Source organism: Symbiobacterium terraclitae (assembly GCF_017874315.1).
GTDB classification, from domain to species: Bacteria; Bacillota; Sulfobacillia; order Symbiobacteriales; family Symbiobacteriaceae; genus Symbiobacterium; species Symbiobacterium terraclitae.
Genome location: NZ_JAGGLG010000010.1, coordinates 14,916 through 36,690 on the forward strand (window position 1 = coordinate 14,916; position 21,775 = coordinate 36,690).

Genomic DNA, 21,775 nt, shown 5'->3' on the forward strand with positions numbered 1-21,775 from the left:
CCCCACTTGCGCCTGCGCACTGCACACCAGACCGCACCATTCCCCGCAACAACCGCAGCTCGCCAACCGCCAGCTCACGAAGCGTAGGGAAACCGCAGCAGACCGTACACCAGCACCCCTGTCGCCGAGACGTAGACCCAGATCGGCCAGGTCACCCGGCCCAAGCGCCGGTGCCGCGGGAAGAGGCCCCGGAGGCCCTGGTAGAGCGTGACCAGCACCAGCGGCACCTGGACGATCGCCAGCGTCAGGTGGCTGAACAGAACGGCCAGGTAGACCGGCCGCAGGGCAGCGGGTCCGTTGAAGCTCGTGAGTCCCCCCAGCGCCACCCTGGTGAGATAGAGTACGAAAAAGAGCGCCGCCAGGCCAGTGGCCGTCAGCATCGCCCGCCGGTGCCGGTCCTGCTCGCCCCGCCGGATCGCACGGATCCCCAGCAGGATGAGCACCCCGCTCACCGAGATCAGGATGGCGTTGACCGTGGGGAGCACGGCAAGAAGCGCCTCCACTACCCCTTCCCCCTTCGGCCATCGTCGCGGGACAGACCCGCCCCGCTGTGCTCCGTCCCCGAGACCATGGACGGGGCGGCCCCTGCGCGCCCCGAAGTCACGCCGGGGTGACGTCCAGCATCATCGCCAGGAAGATCACCGCCAGGTAGAGCAGCGACCAGCCGTAGGTCCGGTGCGCCCAGTCCATGCGGGGAAGCCGCTCCCGCAGGAGCCCGATGGACGCCAGGACCATCGCGCAGCCGAGCCCCACGGCAGTCGCCAGGTAGACCGGTCCCACGGCGCCCGTGAAGTAGAGCAGCGCGCCGGACGGGATCAGCAGCAGCGAGTAGAGCAGGATCTGCCACTTGGTGACCCGCTCCCCCCGGACCACGGGCAGCATGGGCACGCCCGCCCGGGCGTAGTCCTCGCCGCGGAAGAGCGCCAGCGCCCAGAAGTGGGGCGGCGTCCAGATGAAGACCACGAGGAACATGATCACGGCAGCCCAGTCCACCGTGCCCGTCACCGCTGCCCAGCCCACCAGCGGCGGTGCGGCACCGGCCGCGCCCCCGATGACGATGTTGTGCACGGTGGAGCGCTTCAGCCACATCGTGTAGACCAGCACGTAGAACAGCAGGCCCGCTGTGGCCAGCAGGGCGGTGAGCAGGTTCACGGTCAGCAGGACCAGGAAGCTGAGGATGCCCATCACCACGCCGAACCGCAGGGCCTGTTCAGGCGTCAGGCGCCCGGCCGGCAGCGGCCTCCGCTGGGTGCGCTTCATGACCGCATCGATGTCCCGGTCGTACCACATGTTGATGGCGTTGGCCGCCCCGCACGACATGGCCAGCCCGGCCATCGTGACGATGCTCAGCCCCAGCGGCGGCGGGCCGCCGGCTGCCACCCACATGGCCGCGAAGCCGGTGATCAGCAGCAGGATGACGATGCGCGGCTTGGTGAGCAGCAGGTAATCACGCAGGACCTGCGCGACCTGGCGCCGGTCCGGTACCGCAGCGAACAAAACCGCCACCCCCTGGTTTCTGCAATCGTTGCAATCATGGCACGATTACGCCGTGGGCGGAGGGATTTGACGCGGCCCGGGCAGAATCCTGCCGTACGCAATAAAAATATTGTCTATCTTGCAAAACCAGTCCCGGGTTGGAGGAATTCTCTGAGTTTGTGGATAATAGATGCGCCCTGTGGAGCCTATGTGTCTCGGAAGGAGGGCCCGTATGGTCCATGGAGCAGCCATCCCGCGCGGCGTTCGCCTCGGCCTGGTGCTCTCCACCAGCCTGGTTGTCCTGTCGCTCGCCGGCCTGCTGGCGCTGCGGTGGTCGATGAGCCGGCCGGCGCTGCCGGTCTTCGGCCAGGTGCCCGCCTTTCAGATGGTGGACCAGGACGGCCGGCCGGTCACGGAATCCGACCTGAGGGGGCGCATCCACCTGGTCGGCTTCATCTATACGTCCTGCCCCGACATCTGCCCGGCCATCACGGCGCAGATGGCAGGAATGCAGGCGGAGCTGGCCAGGGCCGGGCTGAGCGAAAGGGTTCACCTCCTCTCCATCACCGTCGACCCGGAGTACGACACGCCCGAGCGGCTGGCGGCCTACGCCGGGGTCTACGGCGCGGATACCCGCACGTGGCGGTTTCTGACCGGACGGCCGAACCACGTGCGCTCGGTGGTGGAGAAGGGCTTCCTCGTAGGGATGGAACAGGTGCCCACCTCGGAGCGGGTCCACGCCGGCCACCGTCATGCGGACGCCGGCGCCGGTGGGCACAGCGAGCATGGTGAACGGGAGGCGGCACCCGACTACCGGGTGGAGCACGGCGGCCGGCTGGCCCTGGTGGACGCCGAGGGGCGGATCCGGGCGTACCACGACGGCAATCTGCTGAACCCCGACGACGTGATGGCGCAGATCCGCCTCCTGCTGGCCGGGAGGTGAGGCCATGCTGGGACCCATGGCCCGGGCGGCGTGGGACGGGTTCCGCCTCCGCTGCCCGGCCTGCCGCAGGGGCTCGATGGCCCGGGGCGCCCTCGGGATGGCCGACCGCTGCCCCGCCTGCGGGGCGCCGTTCGAGCCCGAGGAGGGCGACTTCATCGGGGCCATGCTGGTGGCTTACAGCGTCACCGCGGTCCTGGTGGTCGCCGGCGTCTACCTCAGCGCGGCCCTGACCCGCCTCGGCGCCCGGGAGCAGCTGCTGCTCTGGTGCACGTTCGGGGCGGCCTTCCTGGTGGGTACCTACCGCAACATGAAGGGCGCGTGGGTAGGGATTCTCTACGCCATGACGGGGCTGCGACGGGGTGGGCGCTAGCTCCGGACCACGCCGGCACCCCGGCCCTGGATTGCGCCACGGCGGATTGCCCGCCGGCCACATTTCCTACATCGCGCCGGAGAATTCCGGGTTGTCAGACTAGTACTTTTGTACTACGCTGAGGGTGGCACCTACTGTTATCACCCTATGTCGACATACAACCCTAGTCGTATGTGGGGGGCGAGTTACTGGTGGGTATGCGAACGAGGTTGGGCGGCGCCGTGCGCGCGGCGCTGCTCCCGCTGGTGGGCGCGCTGCTGGCGGGGTGCAGCACACTGCCGCAGACGCCCCTGGACCCGAAGGGCCCAGTCGCGCAGACGCAGACCGGGCTCCTGCTCTACACCCTGTACGTCGCGGTGGGCATCGGCGTCGGCGTGACGGCCGCGCTGCTCTACGTGGTCTTCCGGTTCCGGGCACGGCCGGGACAGGTCGGCGTGCCCCTGCAGATCCGCGGCAACCACACCCTGGAAATCATCTGGACCATCATCCCGATCCTCATCCTGATCTCCGTCGCGTTCCCCACGGTGGAAGCCGCCATCTCCACCTCCGCCCCGCCGTCCGGGGCCCTCACCGTGCGGGCGACCGGCTACCGCTGGTGGTTCGCCTTCGAGTACCCCGAGCTGGGCATCGTCACCGCCAACGAGCTCCGCATCCCGGCCGGGCGGCCCGTGCGGCTTGAGATCACGTCCAACGACGTCATCCACTCCTTCTGGGTGCCCAAGCTGGCCGGCAAGACCGACATGATCCCCGGCCGCATTAACGTCACCTGGATGCAGGCCGACGAGCCGGACGTCTACCTGGGCCAGTGCGCCGAGTTCTGCGGCGACTCCCACGCCAACATGCGCTTCCGGGTGGTCGCCATGTCGCAGGCCGACTTCGACGCCTGGGTAACGCACCGGCAGGCCATGAAACAGGGGCCGGGGCAGCTGGCCGAGGCCGCGGCGGCGGGCAAGGCGCTGTTCGAGTCGCCGGCGCCCGGCGGGAACTGCCTCTCCTGCCACACCGTGGACGGCACCCCCGCGCAGGGGAAGGTCGGCCCCAACCTGACGGACGTCGGCCAGCGCTCCACCATCGCCGCCGGCATCCTGGAGAACGACTACGAAAGCCTCAAGGCCTGGGTGAAGAACCCCACAGACTTCAAGCCCGGCACGACCATGCCGTCGCACGCCCGGCTCTCCGAGAAAGACCTCGACGCGATCGTACAGTACCTGCAGAGCCTGAAGTGACGGCGCAATCCCGCATGAAACGGAGGTTCTGACCGCATGGCGACCGCTGCGAAGACGCTGGGGATCCTCCCCCGCCCCACGGCCGCGACGGGCTTCTGGTCGTGGGTGGCGACGGTGGACCACAAGCGGATCGGCATCCTGTACGGCGTAACGGCGTTCTTCTTCTTCCTGGTGGGCGGCATCGAGGCCTGGCTCATGCGCCTGCAGCTGGCGCGGCCCGGCCTGGAACTGGTGACGGCCAAGACCTTCAACGCCCTCTTCACCATGCACGCCACCACCATGATCTTCCTCGGGGTCATGCCGCTGCTGGCCGCCTTCATGAACTACCTGCTGCCGCTGCTCATCGGCGCCCGCGACGTGGCCTTCCCCCGGCTGAACGCCTTCTCTTACTGGATCTACCTGTTCGGCGGCATCTTCATCAACGTCGGCTGGCTGATGGGCACCGCCGCGGGCCACGTGCCCGACTCCGGCTGGTTCGGCTACGCCAACCTGACCTCGGTGGAGTTCTCGGGCGGACTCGGCCCTGACTTCTGGACCCTCGGCCTCCTGCTGCTGGGCATCGGCACGCTGGTCTCGGGCTTCAACTTCATCGTGACGATCCTGAACATGCGGGCGCCCGGCATGAGCCTGATGAAGATGCCGATCTTCGTCTGGACGATCCTGGTGACCTCGGCCATCATCATCTTCGCCTTCCCGTCGGTGACGGTGGCGCTGATCATGCTGATGTTCGACCGGGCGTTCGCCGCCAACTTCTTCGAGGTGGCCGCCGGCGGCAGCGTGGTCTTCTACCAGCACCTGTTCTGGACGTTCGGCCACCCCGAGGTCTACATCCTCATCCTGCCGGCGATGGGCATCGTCTCCGAGGTGCTGCCCGTCCACGCCCGGAAGATGCTCTTCGGCTACTCCGTGATGGTCTTCTCCACCGCCCTGATCGGGTTCATGGGCTTCACCGTCTGGAGCCACCACATGTTCACCGTGGGCATGGGCCCGGTGGTCAACTCCATCTTCTCGCTGACCACCATGGCGATCGCGGTGCCGACGGGCGTGAAGATCTTCAACTGGCTCAGCACGATGTGGGGCGGCCAGATCCGCTTCACCACGGCGATGCTCTTCGCCATCGGCTTCATCGCCTGCTTCACCATCGGCGGGCTCTCGGGCTTCATGCACGCATCGGCCCCGTCCGACGCGCAGCAGCACGACACCTACTTCGTCGTGGCCCACATCCACTACGTGCTGATCGGCGGCTCGATCTTCGCCATCTTCAGCGGCATCTACCACTGGTTCCCGAAGGTCTTCGGCCGGCTGCTGGATGAGCGGCTCGGTCAGTGGAACTTCTGGCTGGTCTTCGCCGGGTTCCACACCTTCGCATTTCCCTTCCACTTCCTCGGGCTGCTGGGCATGCCCCGGCGCATCTACACCTACGCGCCGGGCCTGGGCTGGGAGTTCTGGAACCTGCTCTCCACCATCGGCGTCTTCGTGCTCGCCGCAGGCATCCTGGTCTTCATCGCCAACGTCGTGGTGACGATGCGCAAGCCCATGGACGCCCCGGCCGACCCCTGGGACGGCCGCACGCTGGAGTGGACCCTGCCCTCGCCGCCGCCGGTATACAACTTCGCGGTGGTGCCCCGGGTGCACCTGCGGGACGCCTTCTGGTTCCACAAGCACCCTGAGGGGAAGGAGCAGGCCCTGGAGTACGGCGAGCCCCATCCGGGTCCCATCCACCTGCCCGGCCAGTCGCTGATGCCGGTGCTCCTGGCGCTGGGGCCCACGGTGGCCGCCACGGGCGTGCTCTTCGTGCGCATGCGGGAGAGCTTCGCCGTGCCGGTGATCGTGGCGGGCTTCGTGATCGCCTTGCTGGCGCTCTGGGGCTGGGCCTTCGAGGGCGAGGGCGGCACCCTGATCGAACCGGGGGAGGGAAGCTGAGATGGCGCACCACGCGCACGAGACCAACACCGGCATCGACAACCGCAAGCTGGGCTTCTGGCTCTTCATCGCCTCGGAGTCGATCTTCTTCGCCTGCCTGCTGGTGGGCTACCTGGTCTACAAGGACGGCTACCAGCCGGGCGCCGGCCCCCGGGACCTGTTCAACATCGAGCTGACGACCGTCTCCACCTTCGTCCTGCTCATGTCGTCGCTGGCGATGGTGCTGGGCGTGAATGCTGCCCAGCGGAACCTGGGGCGCAAGGCGAGGCGCTGGGTCCTGGTCACCGCCCTGATGGGGCTCGCATTCCTCGGGTTCCAGGCCTACGAGTTCACCCACTTCTACCACGCGGGGCTCAGCCTCTCGTCCAGCGTCTTCGGCACGGCGTTCTACACCCTGACCGGCTTCCACGGCGCCCACGTGGCGGTGGGCGTGATCTGGCTGCTCACCCTGCTCTACCACGGCCGCGGGGCCGGGCTCACCGCCGACAAGGCCGACGACGTCGAGGTGGCGGGGCTCTACTGGCACTTCGTCGACATCGTCTGGATCGTGCTCTTCACCGTGCTCTACTTGCTCGAGTTCGTACAGTGAGGAGGTGAAGGCGTGAACACCGGTCTTCCCGCTGGCCGGCCGGCCCGGGTCACCCCTCTGCCACGGCCCCACCCCTCGGCCCGCACCTTCGTCACGGTGGGCGTCGTGCTGGCGTTCATCACGGCGGCCGAGTTCCTCATCCTGTACGTCCGGGGCATGTCCACGCTGGTGGTGACCGTCCTGGCCGCACTCTCCGCCGCCAAGTTCTTCCTGGTGGCCGGATACTTCATGCACCTGCGCTTCGATGCGCGCCTGCTGACGGCCATCTTCGCCGTCGGCGTCACCCTGGCGACCCTGATCACCGTCGCCGTGAGGATCATCAACAACTTCTAGACGACGGCGGGCGGGGCCCTGACGCCCCGCCCGCATCGCACTCTCCCGCAAGCTGCCGGCAACGGCCCGGGGGAGGTGCAACCTGAAGCGAGGTGTTCCCATGACCCCTTCCCTCTGGGACTACCCCTTCGAAGAGCTCTGGTACCCCGACCTGCTGGCCTGGATCGTCCTGCTCAACGCGGCCTACCTGCTGCTCGTAAGCGTCTGGCGCCGGGCGTACAACTGGGGGCCGCCGGTCCCGGCCTACAAGCAGGTGCTGTTCTCCCTGGGCCTCTGGACGGTCTACCTCAGCGAGGGCACGCCGATCCACCTGATCTCGGAGACCTACCTGTTCAGCGTCCACATGTTCCAGCACACCCTGCTCACCATGATCATGCCGCCGCTCATCCTGCTGGGCACGCCGGACTGGACCCTGCGCCCCCTCCTGCGGCTCCGGCCGGTGCGCGGCGTGCTGCGCGCACTCGTCCACCCCGTTCCTGCGCTGCTCCTCTTCAACCTGATCTACTCGCTCTGGCACATGCCGGTGGCCTACCAGGCGATCCTGCTCTACCACTGGTTCCACGCGGTGCAGCACGCCATCCTCGTCGCGACCGCCATGCTCATGTGGTGGCCGGTCTGCTCGCCCACCCCGGAGCTGCCCCGCCTCTCCGAGCCCGGCCAGATGGTCTACCTCTTCCTGGCCGGGCTGGCCCAGATCGCCGCCTTCGCCGTGATCACCTTCTCCGACGTGGTGCTCTACCCGTTCTACGAGGAGGCGCCCCGCATCTTCGGGCTCGACGCCATGGCTGACCAGCAGCTGGCCGGCGTGATCATGCACCTGAGCGGCGGGATCATCTTCATCCTCGCCTGGGTGGTCATCTTCTTCCGCTGGGCCACCCGGGAGGAGCGCCGCGTCCTGCCCCGTCCGGATGAGACGGGCCGGGCCGCGGTCTGATCCAGCCGGGATGGGATGCGACGGGAGTGAAGGCAGTGGGATCGGGTTCGATGGCATCAGGTTCCATGGCATCGGAAGCGATGGGTTCGGCTGCCGGGTGACCCGGCCGGTTGACCCACATCATCGTCAGCAGGGGAGAGATGAACATGCGTTTCTTGCTGCTCGTGAAGGCGACCGAGGGCTCCGAGGCCGCCATGCTGCCCAGCGATGAGCTGATTGCCGAGATGATGCGGTACAACGAGGCGCTGGTGAAGGCCGGCGTGCTGGTGGACGGGGGTGGTCTCCTGCCCAGCGCGACCGGGGTGCGCATCACCTGGGACGGGGGCGGGAAGAAGGTCACCGAAGGCCCCTTCGACCGCTCCGGCCTGATCTCCGGGTTCTGGCTCCTCCAGGTGAAGTCACGGGAGGAGGCGCTGGAGTGGGCGATGCGGTGCCCCAACCCTTCGGGCAGCGGCTGGGGGGAGATCGAGCTGCGCCAGCTCGCCGAGGCTGAGGACCTCACGGAGAACGAGGAGCTGATTCAGCAGGAGGCCGCCCTGAAGGCCAGGCTGGAACAGCAGAGGGGTTCCTGACCCGGGGCCGTCCGTCGCGACCGGTCGTACCTGGGCGAGACTGAAAAATCGTACCACAGGTCGATGGTCGCTTCCGAACCATTCGAATACTCCTTCTGTCTAATGGGCAAAGCGCAATGAAGGAGGTAGCGCACCCATGGACAGGCGCCCCCGGTACCGGTTCGAGCAGTTCAGCGCGACCCGGCAGATCCTCGGCATGCACCCGGCCCCGGACGGCGAGTCTCTGCGGTTCGTCAGCGACATCAGCGGGCAGCACAACCTCTGGCAGGTCCCGAGCCGCGGCGGCTGGCCCCGGCAGCTCACCCTCTTCACCGAGGAAGTGGTCCGCGAGGCCCTGTTCACTGGTGACGGCTCCCGCATCGCCTTCGTCGCCGATCACCGGGGCGACGAGAAGTATCAGGTCTACCTGATGGAAGCCGTGGGCGGCTGGCCGGAGAAGATCACCGACCGTCCCGAGGTCCAGTACGAGCTTGGGTGTTTCTCCCCCTGCGGCCGCTACCTGGCCTTCTCGGGCAACGCCGCCAACCCGGAGGACATGGACATCTACATCTACGACCTGGAGACGAGGGAGACCCGCCAGCTGACCAGCGGCGGCGGCGTCCGCTACGTCTTCTCGTTCTCCCCCGATGGGTCCCGGCTGCTGGCCCAGCAGTTCTACGACAACACCAAGCAGGATCTGCTGCTGGTCGACGTGGCCAGCGGGGAGATCCGCAACCTCACCGCCGGCAAGGAGCAGAAGGCGTTCTTCCGCCCCGGCCCGTGGCTGAAGGATGGTTCCGGCTTCTACTTCCTCACCAACGACGGGCGGGAGTTCCAGGGCATCGGGTACTACGACCTCGCAGCGGACCGCTGGTCCTACGCTGTGACGGATGACTGGGACATCGAGCTGATAGCCCTGAACGGGGACCAGACCCTGATGGCCTACACCGTCAACGAGGCCGGGAACTCCGTCCTCCGCGTCGTCGAGCGGGAGAGCGGCCGCGCGCTCCCGCTGCCGGAGCTGTCCAAGGGGATGGTGCTGCGGGCCCGCTTCGCCGAGAACGACCGGCGGAACCGCCTCTTCCTGCAGATCACCACCTACAAGGAGGCCTCCAACATCTACGTGCTGGACCTGGAGGCCGGCACCCTCACCCGCGTCACCGAGTCGATGCTGGGCAACATCCCCGAAGAGGTCTTCGTCGCCCCCGAACTGGTCTACATCGACGCCCACGACGGCCTGCGCATCCCCGCCTGGCTCTACCGGCCCCACGGCGCCGGGCCCGATGCGAAGGTGCCCGCGGTGCTCTCCATCCACGGCGGGCCGGAGGCGCAGGAGCGGCCCAACTACAACTACGGCTTCTTCTTCCAGTACCTGCTCCACCACGGTGTGGCCATCCTCGCCCCCAACATCCGTGGCTCCACCGGCTTCGGACTCGACTACCAGAAGCGCATCCACCGCGACTGGGGCGGCGACGACCTGAAGGACATCGAGGCCTGCAACCGCTACCTCCGCTCGCTGGACTGGGTCGACGGCGAGCGCATCGGCGTCTGGGGCGGGTCCTACGGCGGCTTCGCCACCCTCTCCGCCCTCTCCCGGCTGCCGGACCTCTGGGCCTGCGGCTGCGACCTGTGCGGCCCGGCGAACCTCATCACCTTCTTGAAGTCGGTCCCCGCCCATTGGCGCCCGGCGATGAAGGACTGGCTCGGCGACGTCGACGAGGATCGGGACTTCCTCATCGCGCGCTCCCCCATCACCTACGTGGACCAGATCAAGGCGCCGCTGATGATCGTGCAGGGGGCCATGGACCCCCGCGTGATCAAGGCCGAGTCCGACCAGATGGTCGAGCGGCTCCGCGCCCTGGGCCGGGAGGTGGAGTACCTGGTCTTCGAGGACGAGGGCCACGGCTTCACCAAGCGTGCGAACCTGCTGAAGGCCTTCGCCGCCATGGCCGACTTCCTGATCCGGCATCTGGTGAGGAGGTAGCGCACCCATGGACAGGCGCCCCCGGTACCGGTTCGAGCAGTTCAGCGCGACCCGGCAGATCCTCGGCATGCACCCGGCCCCGGACGGCGAGTCGCTGCTGTTCGCCAGCGACATCAGCGGGCAGCACAACCTCTGGCAGGTCCCGAGCCGCGGCGGCTGGCCCCGGCAGCTCACCCTGTTCAACGGCTGCATCGTACCTGAGTACGACGGAAAATCGCACCAGGGGACGATGAGCGGCGCCGAACCGTGCCACATTTCTGTCCGTCTCTTAAATTGGTAACGTCCCACAGAGGAGGTAGCGGCGCACATGAACTCACGCCCCCGGTACCGGTTCGAGCAGTTCTTTGCGACCCGGCGAATCCTGTCCCTGCAGCCCGCTCCCGACGGCGAATCGCTCCTGTTCGTCAGCGACATCAGCGGACAGTGGAACCTGTGGCAGGTCTCCAGCCAGGGCGGCTGGCCCCGGCAGCTGACCCTGTTCACGGAGAACGCGGCGCGGGCCGGAATCTTCTCCAGGGACGGCTCCCGCATCGCCATCATGGCCGACCACCACGGCGACGAGAAGTTCCAGATCTACCTGATGGACGCCGTGGGCGGCTGGCCGGAGAAGATCACCGACCGGCCCGACGTGCAGTACTCGCTGGCGGCCTTCTCGCCCTGCGGCCGGTACCTGGCCTTCTCGGGCAACGCCGCCAACCCGCAGGACGTTGACATCTATATCTGCGACCTGGAGACCAAGGAGACGCGGCAGGTCACCCCGGGCGGGGGCCTGCGGTACGCCTTCTCCTTCTCGCCCGACGGCTCCAAGCTGCTGGCCGCCCAGTTCTACGGAAACACCAACCAGGACATCCTCCTGATCGACGTGGCCAGCGGCGAGATCCGGAACCTCACGGCCCACGAGGGGCGGGAGGTCAAGTACCAGCCAGGTCCGTGGCTCAAGGACGGCTCCGGCTTCTACTTCGTCACCAACGAGGGCCGGGAGTTCAACGGCATCGCGTTCTACGACCTGGAGGCGGACAAGTGGTCCTACGTCGTCACCGCAGACTGGGACGTCTCCGGCGGCGTGCTGAACGCCGACCAGAGCCTCATGGCCTACGTGGTCAACGAGGCCGGGCGCTCCGTGCTGCACGTGATCGAGCGGGAGACCGGCCGCCGCCTCGCCCTGCCGGAGCTCCCCATCGGCGTCATCTCCGAGGTTGACTTCGCCGGGCGGGACAGCCGGAACCGGCTCTTCATCCAGATGGCCACCTACAAGGAGGCCTCAACCATCTACGTGCTGGACCTGAGCGCCGGCACCCTCACCCGGGTCACCGAGTCGATGCTGGGCAACATCCCCGAAGAGGTCTTCGTCGCCCCCGAGCTGGTCTACATCGACGCCCACGACGGCCTGCGCATCCCGGCCTGGCTCTACCGGCCCCACGGGATCGAACCCGGGGCGAAGGTGCCTGCGGTGGTCTCCATCCACGGTGGGCCCGAGGCGCAGGAGCAGCCCGGGTACAACTACGGCGGCTTCTACCAGTACCTGCTCAGCCAGGGCGTGGCGGTCCTGGCCCCGAACATCCGGGGCTCGACAGGCTTCGGCATCGAATACCAGAAGCGCATCCACCGCGCCTGGGGCGGCGACGACCTGAAGGACATTGAGTCCTGCAACCGCTACCTCCGCTCGCTGGACTGGATCGACGGCGACCGCATCGGCATCTGGGGCGGATCCTACGGCGGCTTCGCCACCCTCTCCGCCGCCACCCGCCTGCCCGACCTCTGGGCGTGCGCCTGCGACTTCTGCGGTCCGGCGAACCTCATCACGTTCCTGCAGTCCGTGCCGCCGCACTGGAAGCCGATCATGAAGGCCTGGCTCGGCGACGTCGAGGAGGACCGGGACTTCCTCATCGAGCGCTCGCCCATCACCTACGTGGACCAGCTCAAGTGCCCGCTGATGGTCGTGCAGGGCGCCAAGGACCCGCGGGTGGTGAAGGCCGAGTCCGACCAGATGGTGGAGCGCCTCCGCTCGATGGGCCGGGAGGTGGAGTACCTGGTCTTCGAGGACGAGGGGCATGGCTTCACCAAGCGGACCAACCAGCTCAAGGGCTACGGCGCGATGGCCGACTTCCTGATCCGGCACCTGAAGAAGTGAGCGCGACACAGCACTGGCCGGGAGACCGTGCACTGCACGGCCTCCCGGCCTTCGTATGCATCCACCCCAGGTGTCTGCGCCCTGCGGGGTCCACCTGTCTGCCGACCTGCACCCTCCGCTGAACCAGGCGCTACGCCATTCCCACCACACTGAGGGCGATCAGGTACTGCGCCGCGAAGTAGGCGCTCATGACCCCCAGGTCCGCAAGGGGCAGCGGCCGGATGAACCGGTTCCACGCCAGGATGGCATCCGACAGGTAGAAGAGCAGCGCACCGGCGAACACGGCCGGCGAGCGGGTGGCCGCCGCCGCCAGCACCATCAGCGAGATCGCGCCGATGTAGAGGCCGACGGGCAGCAGGAGACGGCTTCCCCCCTCCCGCAGCACCCCGGGCCGCACCAGGCGGAAGAAGAGCGCCCCCGCCACCAGCAGCGCCGCCGCCAGCAGAGCGTCGGGCACGCCGACCACCGGCTCGAGGGCCGCGGCCACGCCGCCGGGCGAGGCGGCAGGCAGGCCGCCGGGGACAGTGGGCGGCGGGGACGCCGTGCCGTCGACGGCGGCGGGCACGGAGGCGGCCTGGGCCCCCCGGCTGTCGGCGCGCCAACTGAAGGCGGAGAGCAGTAGTTCCGCCGGAGCGCGGTGGCTGAACGCACGCCAGCCGAAGGCGGCGATGTAGAGCACGTGGGCGGCGAAGAACGATACGAGCCCGGCCAGGAAGCGGCCCTTCGGAAGCACCAAGAAGATGTCGCCGGCCAGCGAAAAGAGCAGGCCGGCCAGAACCAGGCCGCCGCTGACCCCGGCGTCCGGCAGGGCAGTTGCCGCCAGGGCGATGATCAGCACCATGGTCCCCGGCTTGAACAGGTAGCGCAGGGGTCGGTTCCCCCGCCAGATCGCCAGCAGGTCCCCCAGACCGGCGAGGCCGATCGCTGCCGAAAGCGGCCACAGCACCGCACTCACCCCCGCATGTCGCGTCTGTGCATGCGTCTTATTATTCTGTCTCCTGGCGGGATTCCCCTCCCGCCGCTGCATGTGCGAACGCCAGTTGCGCGTGCCGCCCTGTCACCAGTTCATCAGCTCCTCGTCCGTCTTGCTGCCCGGGCTGGTCAGCAGACCCGACCGCGGGATGTTCACACGGGCTTCCACGGTGACCTTGGCGTTCGGCCACACCTCCTTCCAGCGCTCACCGATGGTCTTGTAGTAGCGGGGGTATGCCAGCTGCAGGTGCTTGCCGAAGCCCGCGGGGTCCACGCCGCCCTTCTGGAGCCGCTCCACCAGGTCCGCTACGTTCCTGCGCACGTACGCGGCCATGTGCTCCTCCAGTAGGCGGCGGTCCTCCGGATGGTTCATCCGAAGTTTGCACTGGACCCTGCTCAGGTTGACGCTCGCCTTGACCCGCACCAGGAACGACACCTGATCTCCCTCCATGTGCGGATGCACAGACGCCCTGCCGCTCAGCACGTGCCCTGAGAAGGTACCCTCCTCGGGCTTGGGGCAGGGTACCGTAAGGATGGTTCCCTTCGAACTTCCGAGGAACCAGAGCAAGAACTGCGAGTCCGGCGGGTGGAGGATCATCACCAGTTCGTCCCCGATGAAGAGAGCCGCCCCCGACAGGACGGCCGCCTCCTCCGGCCCCACGGGCGTCAGCGCCTCGCGCTCCATCACCTTCAGCGCGTACATCCAGCTGGAGTGGGTCTCCGACGAACGCGCGACCAGCACGTTCTTCAACCGCCAGTCCACCCCGCCCTTGGCCTGCATCATCCCCACCAGGTTCATGGGCTGGAACAGCCTCAACTGCGGTACGGCCTGGAAGACGTCAGCCGCCCGCCCCTCCACGACAAAGGGTCGCAGCGTCAGCCGCAGTTCCGCGTTCATGGCCAGCGCGTCCAGCAGCTCGCCGACGCCGCGGGTGCGCGCGTACTCCTCGCCGATGAGCAGCACCCGCAGGTGGTCGAGCACGATCCGGCGCGACGAGGCCATTCTCATCTCCTGCAGGGCCTCGGAGATGGATGGCGCCTCGCGGGTCACCGCCCAGACCGCGGCGGGCTTTGCCGCTCCCCCGCCTCCCTGGCCGCCGAACTGCGGACGGGGGATGTAGAACGTCATCCGCACGGGCTCCTCCTCGCCCGCGTCCACCGCCATGCCCAGCACGATCCCGAGGTCGTTCAGCTCCGTCCGGCTCCAGCAGCCCGAAAGCGCCACCAGGGCAACCAGCAGGAGTATGCACAGCTTACGCACGCTGACAATCCCTCCGCCGGCGAAGGGCCACGAGCGCCGCCGCAGCCAGCAGCAGCAGGATGGCCCACTGGAGCCCCACGTTGAGCCAGATCCAACCGCCGCCGCGCAGCAGCGAGATCTCCTCGAGCCGGCCCTTCGTGAGCCGGGATATCGCCAACCCCACCAGGGCCACGCCCACGACAAAGCGAGGGTTGTTCCGCAGCCCCAGGGCCAGGCCGCCTTCCTCCACGGCGGCATAGAGGTTCAGGGCCGTCTTGACCATGCTCGACGCGATCCAGGGCACGATCACCGCTGCCTGTAACCGCTCAATGCCCTCGGTGACGTTGATGATGGCCATCAACTCGAAGGCGGGGTAGAGCTGGCGGGCGGGCAGGACCGAACCGAAGACCAGGGTGATCAGGAACATGTTCGCGGCCAGGAGGAGCGCCGCGCCGCCCACGCCGACCAGGGTCCAGCGGTAGGCGCTGACCTTCGGGTTCAGGTGGCGGATCAGGCTGAGTACGACGAGTGCGTCCGACGCCCAGGGGAGGGCGTAGAGCGACCCTCTCAGCACCCCGCCGATGCCGTGCCAGAGGAATGGGTCCACCTGGAGGATGCTGAACTCCCGGGCCAGGCCCAGGGGCAGCAGCACCACCGAAAGGAGCGGCGCGATGGTGTTGATGAAGGCGATGCGCGCCAGCGGCTCCAGCCCGGCCAGCACGGCATACAGCGTGACGGCGACGATGATGGCGCTGATCAGGATCCCTGGCGTGCCCGGCAGCAGGAGGACCTCGACGAAGTCGCCGATGTTGCGCAGGGCAATGGCGTAATGCAGGAGCTGGAGGATGGCGAACAGCAGACGGATGGGCACGGAGGCCCAGGGGCTGAGCGCGGCCAGCGGATCCCTGCCGGGGAAGCGGCTGGCGATCCAGACCACGCTCAGCGTGATGATCAGCCAGTAGACCCCACCCAGCAGGGCGGAGAGCCACCCCTCCTGTCCGGCCACGTCGAGCAGCGGCGCAGACAGCAGCATCACCTGCATGACGGCACCCATGATCAGCAGGATGGAGGCATAGAGCCCGCCGCTGATCCGAATCTGCACACCGGGTCACCTCACTTTCCGCCCCGCGGGGGCTTGGGCTGGCTGGTCGCACCGACTCGGCTGTGATCACCCATCGGCATAAACTGCGGCCGGTTGCGCATCGCCCACCAGGGAACGCGGATGACCACGTCCCTCAGGTCGCTGGCGTTCATCGGCATCACGGGTGAGAGGTAGGGCACCCCGAAGGAGCGCAGGCTGGCCAGGTGGATGAGCAGGCACAGCATCCCGACCACGATGCCGAAGAACCCGAAAGTGCCCGCCAGGATCATCATGGAGAAGCGGAGGAGCCGGATCGCCAGCGACATGGTGTAGAGCGGGATGATGAACGAGGAGATGGCGGTGAGGGCGACGACAATCACCATCACCGGCGAGACCAGGCTGGCCCGCACCGCCGACTCGCCGATCACCAGCGCCCCCACGATGGAGATCGTCTGGCCGATCGTCTTGGGCAGCCGCACACCGGCCTCGCGCAGCGCCTCCAGCGTCAGCTCCATGAAGAGCGCCTCCAGCAGGGCCGGATAGGGAACGCCTTCCCGGGCGGCCACCAGGCTGAGCAGCAGGTTCGTGGGGATGAGCTCGTGGTGATACGTGGTGACGGCGATGTACAGCGCCGGGCCCAGGAAGGCGACGAACAGGTAGACGTAGCGCAGGAACCGGTAGAACGAGGCAACCGGCCAGCGGTGGTAGTAGTCCTCCGGCGACTGCATCTCGGCGGCGAAGGTGGCCGGCATCAGCAGCACGTGCGGGGTGCCGTCGGTGATCAGGAGCACCTTTCCCTCCAGGAGGCCGGAGACCGCCACGTCGGGACGCTCCGTCGCCTTCACCTGCGGGAACAGGGTGAAAGTCTGGTCCTCGATCAGCTCCTCCACGTAGCCGCTCTCCAGCACGGCGTCGATGTCGATCCGCTGGAGGCGGCTGCGCACCTCCGCCACCAGCTCCGGCAGGGAGGTCCCGAGCATGTAGAGCAGGAACATGCGGGTCCGGCTGCGCTTCCCGAGCGTGAACGACTCGACCCGCAGGCGCTCGTCCCGGATCCGGCGCCGGATCAGCGCCAGGTTGATGGCGGCGACCTCGGTGAAGCCGTCCTTGGGCCCGCGCACGACCGGCTCGCCGCCGGGCTCCCCGGGGGGCCGGGTCGGTGGGCTGTCCGTCAGCATCCGGATGCAGACGTCCATCCCTTCCACCAGCAGGACGCAGTCGCCGGTGAGGACCGCGATCAGCACGTCCCGCATCGTGGAGACCAGCTCGTTCTTCACGCTGGGGTTCGCCTGATCCAGGAACTGCGGGGTGACCGTCCCCCCGGGGCCGGGAATGGGCTCGTTCCGCAGGCGGACCAGCAGGGACTCGAGGATGAGCATCACCTGTTTCCGGTTCGCCATCTCGTTCAGATAGCACATGGCGCCGGGCAGGTGGCCGCTGCCCAGGGACAGCGTGCGGATGACCAGGTCGGGAGATCCGCCCAGCAAGAGCCGGATCATCGCCAGGTTCTCCGTCAGCGAGGGGCTGATGGGCATGGACGAGGCCGCGCCCGACAGCGCCAGCATCAGTTCCTCGGACAGCGGCTCGCCGCACCGCTCGATCTGGTCTGCGAGCTGGTCTGCCTCTGCCACCTGCCACCGGCGCAGGTACTGGATGACCTCGGCCAGCGACATGACCGGACGCACCTCCTACCTGTGCTGGGTTATTGTTTGGAAGGTCTCGCCGGGGTATGCAGTGCCGGTCCGTCATGCTCGGCCGCGTGGCGGTGCGCTGTCGCAGTGATGGCAGACTCCCTGGAGCCCCGCCCCTCGCCATACGAAAACGCCGCCGACTGCTCGGCGGCGTGTTGCTCCGATCTCCTTTACTACCCCTTGGACTTCAGCGGCTGGATGCGCTGCACGGTTCGCCAGAGGAGTACGCCGATGATCAGCAGGGCGATCAGGCAGTACTTCCACCAGATCGCCTCGCGCAACGCCTCCGTGGAGAGGATGGGCGTGTAGAGCCGGGTCATCTCCGAGAGCGGCTGCCCTGCGGCGGCCGCCAGCCCGAAGGCGGGGTTGGTGTAGGCGAAGATCAGGCCCCAGACGGGCGGGTTGTCACGCTCGAAGAACACGTGGTACGTCAGGGCCCCGAACAGCGGGGACAGCAGGATCCAGGTCGTCACCACGCCGTAGGCCGCCACCACCGCCGTCTGGGTGCGCCGGTAGACCGCGCTGAAGTACAGCGAGACCGCACCGAGCAGCAGCACCGTCACCACGTAGACCACGGCGGAGAGGCCCAGCCGGTAGAGCGAGAACCCGCCGAAGAGGAAGATCAGCCCGAACACGGGCAGCGAGGCGAACATCAGGAGCAGGGCGAAGCCCGTGGCGGCGAGGAGCTTGCCCACCACCACCTGTGCGGCGGAGAGGCGTGTGATCAGCAGCAGGTCCAGCGTCTGCCGCTCCCGCTCGCCGGCGATGGCCCCGGCGGCCAGCCCGGGTACCGCCAGCACGAGAAGCACAAGCTGGAACATCGCCAGCGCGGCGTAGATGATCCCGCCCACCTCGGGGGCAAAGCCGGCGGGGCGGTTGCCCTTCATGGAGGCGGCGAAGATCAGCAGGGCGAGGAGCCCGAGCAGGCCCACGTAGAGCACGATCAGCCCCGGGGTCCGCCAGCCGCGCATCCGCACGCGCACTTCCCGCAGGAACACCGGGTTGCGTACGAATCCCCACCATGCGGTCACTGCTCCTCACCCCCCGTGATCGCCATGAAGACATCCTCGAGCTTCGACTTGACCTCGGCGAAGTGGACGACCGGCAGCCCGGCCCGGACCAGGTGGGCCAGCAGCGCCGCCGCCGCCTCGTCCTCCCCCTCCATCGCCACCCGCAGCGCCCCGTCCTCAACGGCGACGCTGCGGACCCCCGGCACCGCCATGACGGTCGCCAGGGTATCCGGGTGGACTGCACCCTGCGCACCGGGCTGATCAGCCCCGCCCTGCGCGTGCCCTGCACCCGCCTCGCCATGCGGGCCGGTCCCCAGACCACCCGCGAGGCGCACCTCGATCACCCGGGCGCCGGCCTCCCGCTGGATCTGCTCCACCGGGCCCGACACCACCATGCGCCCGGCGTGGATGATGCCAATGTGGGAGCACAGCTCCGCCAGCTCGGCCAGGATGTGCGACGAGATCAGAATCGTCTTGCCCCTGCGCCGCAGCTCCTGCAGGATCTCCCGCATCTCCACCCGGGCCCGGGGGTCCAGGCCGGAGGCGGGCTCGTCGAGGATCAGCAGGTCGGGGTCGTGCACCAGGCAGCGGGCGAGGCAGAGCCGCTGCTTCATGCCCCGGGAGAGCCCGTCGACGTAGGCCTCCCGCTTGTCTGCCAGGTCGACCAGCTCCAGGAGCGAGCCAATCAGTCGGTCCCGGCCGGCGGTGGGCACCCCGTAGCAGTCGGCGTAGAACTGCATATACTCGTCGACCCGCAGGTTGTCGTACACCCCGAAGAAGTCCGGCATATAGCCCAGCCGGGTCCGGGCCTCCTCCGGGTGCTGCAGCACGTCCACATCCCCGATGAACACCCGGCCGGCGTCAGGGCGCAGGAGCGTGGCGATGACCTTCAGGGTGGTCGTCTTCCCCGCGCCGTTCGGTCCGACGAAGCCGTAGATCGAGCCGGGTGCCACGGCGAAGGTGACGTCCCGCACCGCCTCCACGTCGCCGTACCGCTTTACCAGTCCTTCCACCCGCAGCATCAGCGCACCCCCTTGACTTCCACCGTGGGCGCCATGAACTCGGCCTCGACGGAGAGGTCGTAGCGCAGCTCGATCACCCCGCCGGGCAGCACGAACTGCTGCCAGTCGGGGAGGACGGTGCGCCGCGCGGCAAGCGGCACCCACTCGCCGCTCAGCTGGTTGCGGACGTAGACCGACATCACGGCCTCCCGCACGGGCCCGCGCAGGTCGATGGCCACCTCGGCCACCCGGGACGGATCCATCGGCGGCAGGGTGATGACGAAGTGGTGGCTGCCCGCCCGCGCCAGGTAGGCCGACTGCCCGACCAGGAGCACGGGGTCGGCGTCCACCGGGCGGCCGACGACCACCCCGGCCGGGAGGTCGCCGTCCGCACTGGCGGGGATCGGGTGGAACGAGTAGACCAGGTTCACGCCCGAGGCCCGCTTGCCGGGCGGATCGACGCTCGGCTGCGCCAGGGGCGCGTCGGTCCAGCCCAGCACCAGCAGCGAGGAGCCGAGCCTCCCCTGCCCCGCCTCCCAGACGAAGGCGCGCAGCTCCTCGATGCGCGGGTCACCGTCTGGATCGTACTCCAGCGTGGCCAGGGGGTGGATCCAGTCCTTGGGGTCCAGCCGGGCTCCGAGGCTGATCCGGAAGGGCTCCGAGGTCTCGCCCGGCCCCAGCGTGCCGATGCCCTCCCTGGACCGGTCGCTGAGGACCTCCACCCCCGTCACGACCACCGGCAGGCTGTTGCGGACCCGCCCGGTCACCTCGCCGCCGCTGACGACCAGGTCCACCAGCTCGAGCCCGCCGGACACCGCCACCGGCTCCTCCAGCGAGAATCCGGTCATGGTGTAGTTGGTCAGTCCGGTGAACTCGACCGCGGCGGCCCCGCCGGCGACGATCCGCGACTGCACGCCGCCCACCACGCTGGCGGTGCTCAGCACCCGCACGGGAGCGCCGCCGGGCAGGGGCAGCGTGAGCCTTGTCCGCCCTGGGGCGTAGATGCCGACATGGGTGGTCATCACGCCGGCGTCAGCCCCCGGCACAAGCTCCGTGGTCGTGATCAGGTGGCTGATGCCCGCCTGGAACCGGCCGGCGCCCAGACTGTACACGGCCCCCAGGAAGACCAGGGAGAGGACGGGCACGGTGAGCCAGGCCCACTCCCGCCGGTCCAGCCGGCGCAGCACCAGGAAGTTGACGGGGCCCACGACGACCAGGTAGCCCGCCAGGAGGACGCCCACCAGCCAGACGGCGGGAAGCCCCCAGTCGGGGATCCGCTGGATGGCCTGCTGCAGCCGCCAGTCTATCAGCATCACCCGGGGCTTGCCGGCAGCCGGTGCCACCACCCTGCCCAGGAGCGGTGCGAGCCCATCCCAGCCGGACACGGGCTCCAGCGTGGGGTCGAAGGCCAGGTAGACCACCCGCCCCGAGCCCACCTGCAGGACGGCAGCCAGCACCGGCGCGCCAGGGGCAGCCTCGCCGGCCGCAGCCTGCCCGGGCTCAGGCGACCCTCCCGCCCACAGGAGGGCGGAGCCCCGGACGAGCGGGCCGACACTCACGACGCCGGTCACGTCGAGCGCCACCCCGGCCGCGTCGCCGAGCGGAGCCATGGAGACCTCCTGGGTCCCCGTGATCTCCACGGGCAACAGGCGCTCCGGCAGCGGGCCCAGGGTCCGCTGCCAGTCGGGGCCGCCGAAGAGCAGGAGCGTGCCGCCCCGGGCGACCCAGGCCTCCAGCGCCTGCAGCTGGCGCGGGGTGAGCGCGCCGGTGTCGAACCCGGCCAGGGCGATGATGTCGAGGCTGCCCAGCAGGGTGGGGCTGTCGGGCAGGCTGTCCGGTCTGAGCTGCACCACCCGGGCGGTGCCCTCGCCCCCCTGCAGCGTGCCCAGGGCCCCGGCCAGGCCGCCGCCGTCTGCGAGCACGCCGATCAGCAGCCCCTCGGGCCGCAGCCAGTCGAGTTCAATCGTCCGCTGGTCCACAAGCTCCCCGCCGGCGCGGAGCTCCACCCGCAGCGGCCAGCTCTGCTCGTTGGGCAGGCTCACCGCCACCCGCTGGGCGCCGCCGGCGGGCAGGCTGTAGGGCAGGGCATACCGGGCGTAAGGCAGGTAGCCCAGGCCGGGGGGAGGGACGAGCTCCACCGTCACCTCGCCGGCGACAGCCTGGTCCTCGCTCTTCAGATCCACGAAGAGGGTGACCCACTCCCCCTCCTTCGCGCGGCCCTGGAAGGCGGGTTCTACGCTCATGCCGACACCCGCCGCCGCGGCGGGCGAGGCGGCCAGGAGCACCAACAGGAGTGCCCAGAGCCAAAATCTTCGCACGT

The 21,775-nt window shown here is 68.7% G+C and carries 20 protein-coding genes; 11 read left to right on the forward strand and 9 right to left on the reverse strand.

The features are described from left to right. Positions 1 to 74: 74 nt before the first annotated feature. Together J2Z79_RS07450 and J2Z79_RS07455 are read right to left on the reverse strand one after the other, a co-directional pair. On the reverse strand, positions 75 to 503 hold the full coding sequence (locus tag J2Z79_RS07450) for a DUF420 domain-containing protein (RefSeq protein WP_209466245.1): 429 nt from the start codon (positions 501 to 503) through the stop codon (positions 75 to 77). A 97-nt stretch (positions 504 to 600) separates the two neighbouring features. Then, the gene (locus J2Z79_RS07455; protein WP_374712569.1) at positions 601 to 1,506 is read right to left on the reverse strand and encodes a heme o synthase; all 906 of its coding nucleotides are present in this window, start codon (positions 1,504 to 1,506) and stop codon (positions 601 to 603) included. A 202-nt stretch (positions 1,507 to 1,708) separates the two neighbouring features. Between J2Z79_RS07455 and J2Z79_RS07460 the strand changes: the two genes are divergently transcribed. The 11 genes from J2Z79_RS07460 to J2Z79_RS07510 all read left to right on the forward strand — a co-directional run bounded on the left by J2Z79_RS07460 (position 1,709) and on the right by J2Z79_RS07510 (position 12,460). Further along, a complete protein-coding gene (locus J2Z79_RS07460; protein WP_209466247.1) occupies positions 1,709 to 2,419 on the forward strand; it encodes an SCO family protein in 711 nt (236 codons plus the stop codon). Between the two features lie 4 nt (positions 2,420 to 2,423). Beyond that, entirely contained in the window at positions 2,424 to 2,789 is a 366-nt protein-coding gene (locus J2Z79_RS07465) for a DUF983 domain-containing protein (protein WP_209466248.1), read from the forward strand. A gap of 197 nt (positions 2,790 to 2,986) precedes the next feature. Then, entirely contained in the window at positions 2,987 to 4,015 is a 1,029-nt protein-coding gene (coxB, locus tag J2Z79_RS07470) for a cytochrome c oxidase subunit II (RefSeq protein WP_209466249.1), read from the forward strand. Between the two features lie 36 nt (positions 4,016 to 4,051). After that, positions 4,052 to 5,938 carry a cytochrome c oxidase subunit I gene (ctaD, locus tag J2Z79_RS07475; RefSeq protein WP_209466250.1) on the forward strand — a complete coding sequence of 629 codons (1,887 nt, stop codon included), beginning with the start codon at positions 4,052 to 4,054 and terminating at the stop codon, positions 5,936 to 5,938. A 1-nt stretch (position 5,939) separates the two neighbouring features. Beyond that, on the forward strand, positions 5,940 to 6,527 hold the full coding sequence (locus J2Z79_RS07480) for a cytochrome (ubi)quinol oxidase subunit III (RefSeq protein WP_209466251.1): 588 nt from the start codon (positions 5,940 to 5,942) through the stop codon (positions 6,525 to 6,527). 12 nt (positions 6,528 to 6,539) lie between these two features. Beyond that, positions 6,540 to 6,860, forward strand: coding sequence for a cytochrome C oxidase subunit IV family protein (locus J2Z79_RS18370; protein WP_209466252.1), 321 nt, complete (start codon positions 6,540 to 6,542; stop codon positions 6,858 to 6,860). 100 nt (positions 6,861 to 6,960) lie between these two features. Next, a complete protein-coding gene (locus J2Z79_RS07490) occupies positions 6,961 to 7,794 on the forward strand; it encodes a cytochrome c oxidase assembly protein (RefSeq protein ID WP_209466253.1) in 834 nt (277 codons plus the stop codon). 146 nt (positions 7,795 to 7,940) lie between these two features. Beyond that, positions 7,941 to 8,366 carry a YciI family protein gene (locus tag J2Z79_RS07495; protein ID WP_209466254.1) on the forward strand — a complete coding sequence of 142 codons (426 nt, stop codon included), beginning with the start codon at positions 7,941 to 7,943 and terminating at the stop codon, positions 8,364 to 8,366. Between the two features lie 136 nt (positions 8,367 to 8,502). Continuing rightward, positions 8,503 to 10,329 (forward strand): S9 family peptidase, encoded by a 1,827-nt coding sequence (locus J2Z79_RS07500; RefSeq protein WP_209466255.1) that lies wholly within the window; start codon positions 8,503 to 8,505, stop codon positions 10,327 to 10,329. A 7-nt stretch (positions 10,330 to 10,336) separates the two neighbouring features. Then, positions 10,337 to 10,609 carry a hypothetical protein gene (locus tag J2Z79_RS07505; RefSeq protein ID WP_209466256.1) on the forward strand — a complete coding sequence of 91 codons (273 nt, stop codon included), beginning with the start codon at positions 10,337 to 10,339 and terminating at the stop codon, positions 10,607 to 10,609. Between the two features lie 27 nt (positions 10,610 to 10,636). Continuing rightward, positions 10,637 to 12,460, forward strand: a complete 1,824-nt coding sequence (locus J2Z79_RS07510; protein WP_209466257.1) for a S9 family peptidase — start codon at positions 10,637 to 10,639, stop codon at positions 12,458 to 12,460. 130 nt (positions 12,461 to 12,590) lie between these two features. Here the strand turns inward: J2Z79_RS07510 and J2Z79_RS07515 are convergent, their stop codons facing one another. From J2Z79_RS07515 to J2Z79_RS07545, 7 genes are all read right to left on the reverse strand, one after another. Then, entirely contained in the window at positions 12,591 to 13,406 is an 816-nt protein-coding gene (locus J2Z79_RS07515) for a lysoplasmalogenase (protein ID WP_209466258.1), read from the reverse strand. A 111-nt stretch (positions 13,407 to 13,517) separates the two neighbouring features. Next, the gene (locus tag J2Z79_RS07520) at positions 13,518 to 14,693 is read right to left on the reverse strand and encodes a Ger(x)C family spore germination protein (RefSeq protein WP_209466259.1); all 1,176 of its coding nucleotides are present in this window, start codon (positions 14,691 to 14,693) and stop codon (positions 13,518 to 13,520) included. Next, entirely contained in the window at positions 14,686 to 15,774 is a 1,089-nt protein-coding gene (locus J2Z79_RS07525) for a GerAB/ArcD/ProY family transporter (protein WP_209466260.1), read from the reverse strand. The genes J2Z79_RS07520 and J2Z79_RS07525 overlap by 8 nt, the downstream gene beginning before the upstream one ends. Positions 15,775 to 15,785: 11 nt before the next feature. Continuing rightward, on the reverse strand, positions 15,786 to 17,426 hold the full coding sequence (locus J2Z79_RS07530) for a spore germination protein (RefSeq protein WP_209466261.1): 1,641 nt from the start codon (positions 17,424 to 17,426) through the stop codon (positions 15,786 to 15,788). Between the two features lie 191 nt (positions 17,427 to 17,617). Further along, on the reverse strand, positions 17,618 to 18,475 hold the full coding sequence (locus J2Z79_RS07535) for an ABC transporter permease (protein WP_209466262.1): 858 nt from the start codon (positions 18,473 to 18,475) through the stop codon (positions 17,618 to 17,620). Continuing rightward, positions 18,472 to 19,476 (reverse strand): ABC transporter ATP-binding protein, encoded by a 1,005-nt coding sequence (locus J2Z79_RS07540; protein ID WP_209466263.1) that lies wholly within the window; start codon positions 19,474 to 19,476, stop codon positions 18,472 to 18,474. The genes J2Z79_RS07535 and J2Z79_RS07540 overlap by 4 nt, the downstream gene beginning before the upstream one ends. Continuing rightward, positions 19,476 to 21,773, reverse strand: a complete 2,298-nt coding sequence (locus J2Z79_RS07545; protein ID WP_209466264.1) for a hypothetical protein — start codon at positions 21,771 to 21,773, stop codon at positions 19,476 to 19,478. Before J2Z79_RS07545 ends, J2Z79_RS07540 begins: the two co-directional genes overlap by 1 nt. Positions 21,774 to 21,775: the final 2 nt, after the last annotated feature.

Bases quoted from the DNA above. Each gene is read 5' to 3' on its own strand.
- ctaD (WP_209466250.1), top strand. From the start codon at position 4,052: ATGGCGACCGCTGCGAAGACGCTGGGGATCCTCCCCCGCCCCACGGCC.
- J2Z79_RS07480 (WP_209466251.1), top strand. From the start codon at position 5,940: ATGGCGCACCACGCGCACGAGACCAACACCGGCATCGACAACCGCAAG.
- J2Z79_RS07540 (WP_209466263.1), bottom strand. From the start codon at position 19,476: ATGCTGCGGGTGGAAGGACTGGTAAAGCGGTACGGCGACGTGGAGGCG.
- J2Z79_RS07530 (WP_209466261.1), bottom strand. From the start codon at position 17,426: ATGTCGCTGGCCGAGGTCATCCAGTACCTGCGCCGGTGGCAGGTGGCA.
- J2Z79_RS07495 (WP_209466254.1), top strand. From the start codon at position 7,941: ATGCGTTTCTTGCTGCTCGTGAAGGCGACCGAGGGCTCCGAGGCCGCC.
- coxB (WP_209466249.1), top strand. From the start codon at position 2,987: ATGCGAACGAGGTTGGGCGGCGCCGTGCGCGCGGCGCTGCTCCCGCTG.
- J2Z79_RS07500 (WP_209466255.1), top strand. From the start codon at position 8,503: ATGGACAGGCGCCCCCGGTACCGGTTCGAGCAGTTCAGCGCGACCCGG.
- J2Z79_RS07490 (WP_209466253.1), top strand. From the start codon at position 6,961: ATGACCCCTTCCCTCTGGGACTACCCCTTCGAAGAGCTCTGGTACCCC.
- J2Z79_RS07505 (WP_209466256.1), top strand. From the start codon at position 10,337: ATGGACAGGCGCCCCCGGTACCGGTTCGAGCAGTTCAGCGCGACCCGG.
- J2Z79_RS07465 (WP_209466248.1), top strand. From the start codon at position 2,424: ATGCTGGGACCCATGGCCCGGGCGGCGTGGGACGGGTTCCGCCTCCGC.
- J2Z79_RS07510 (WP_209466257.1), top strand. From the start codon at position 10,637: ATGAACTCACGCCCCCGGTACCGGTTCGAGCAGTTCTTTGCGACCCGG.
- J2Z79_RS07460 (WP_209466247.1), top strand. From the start codon at position 1,709: ATGGTCCATGGAGCAGCCATCCCGCGCGGCGTTCGCCTCGGCCTGGTG.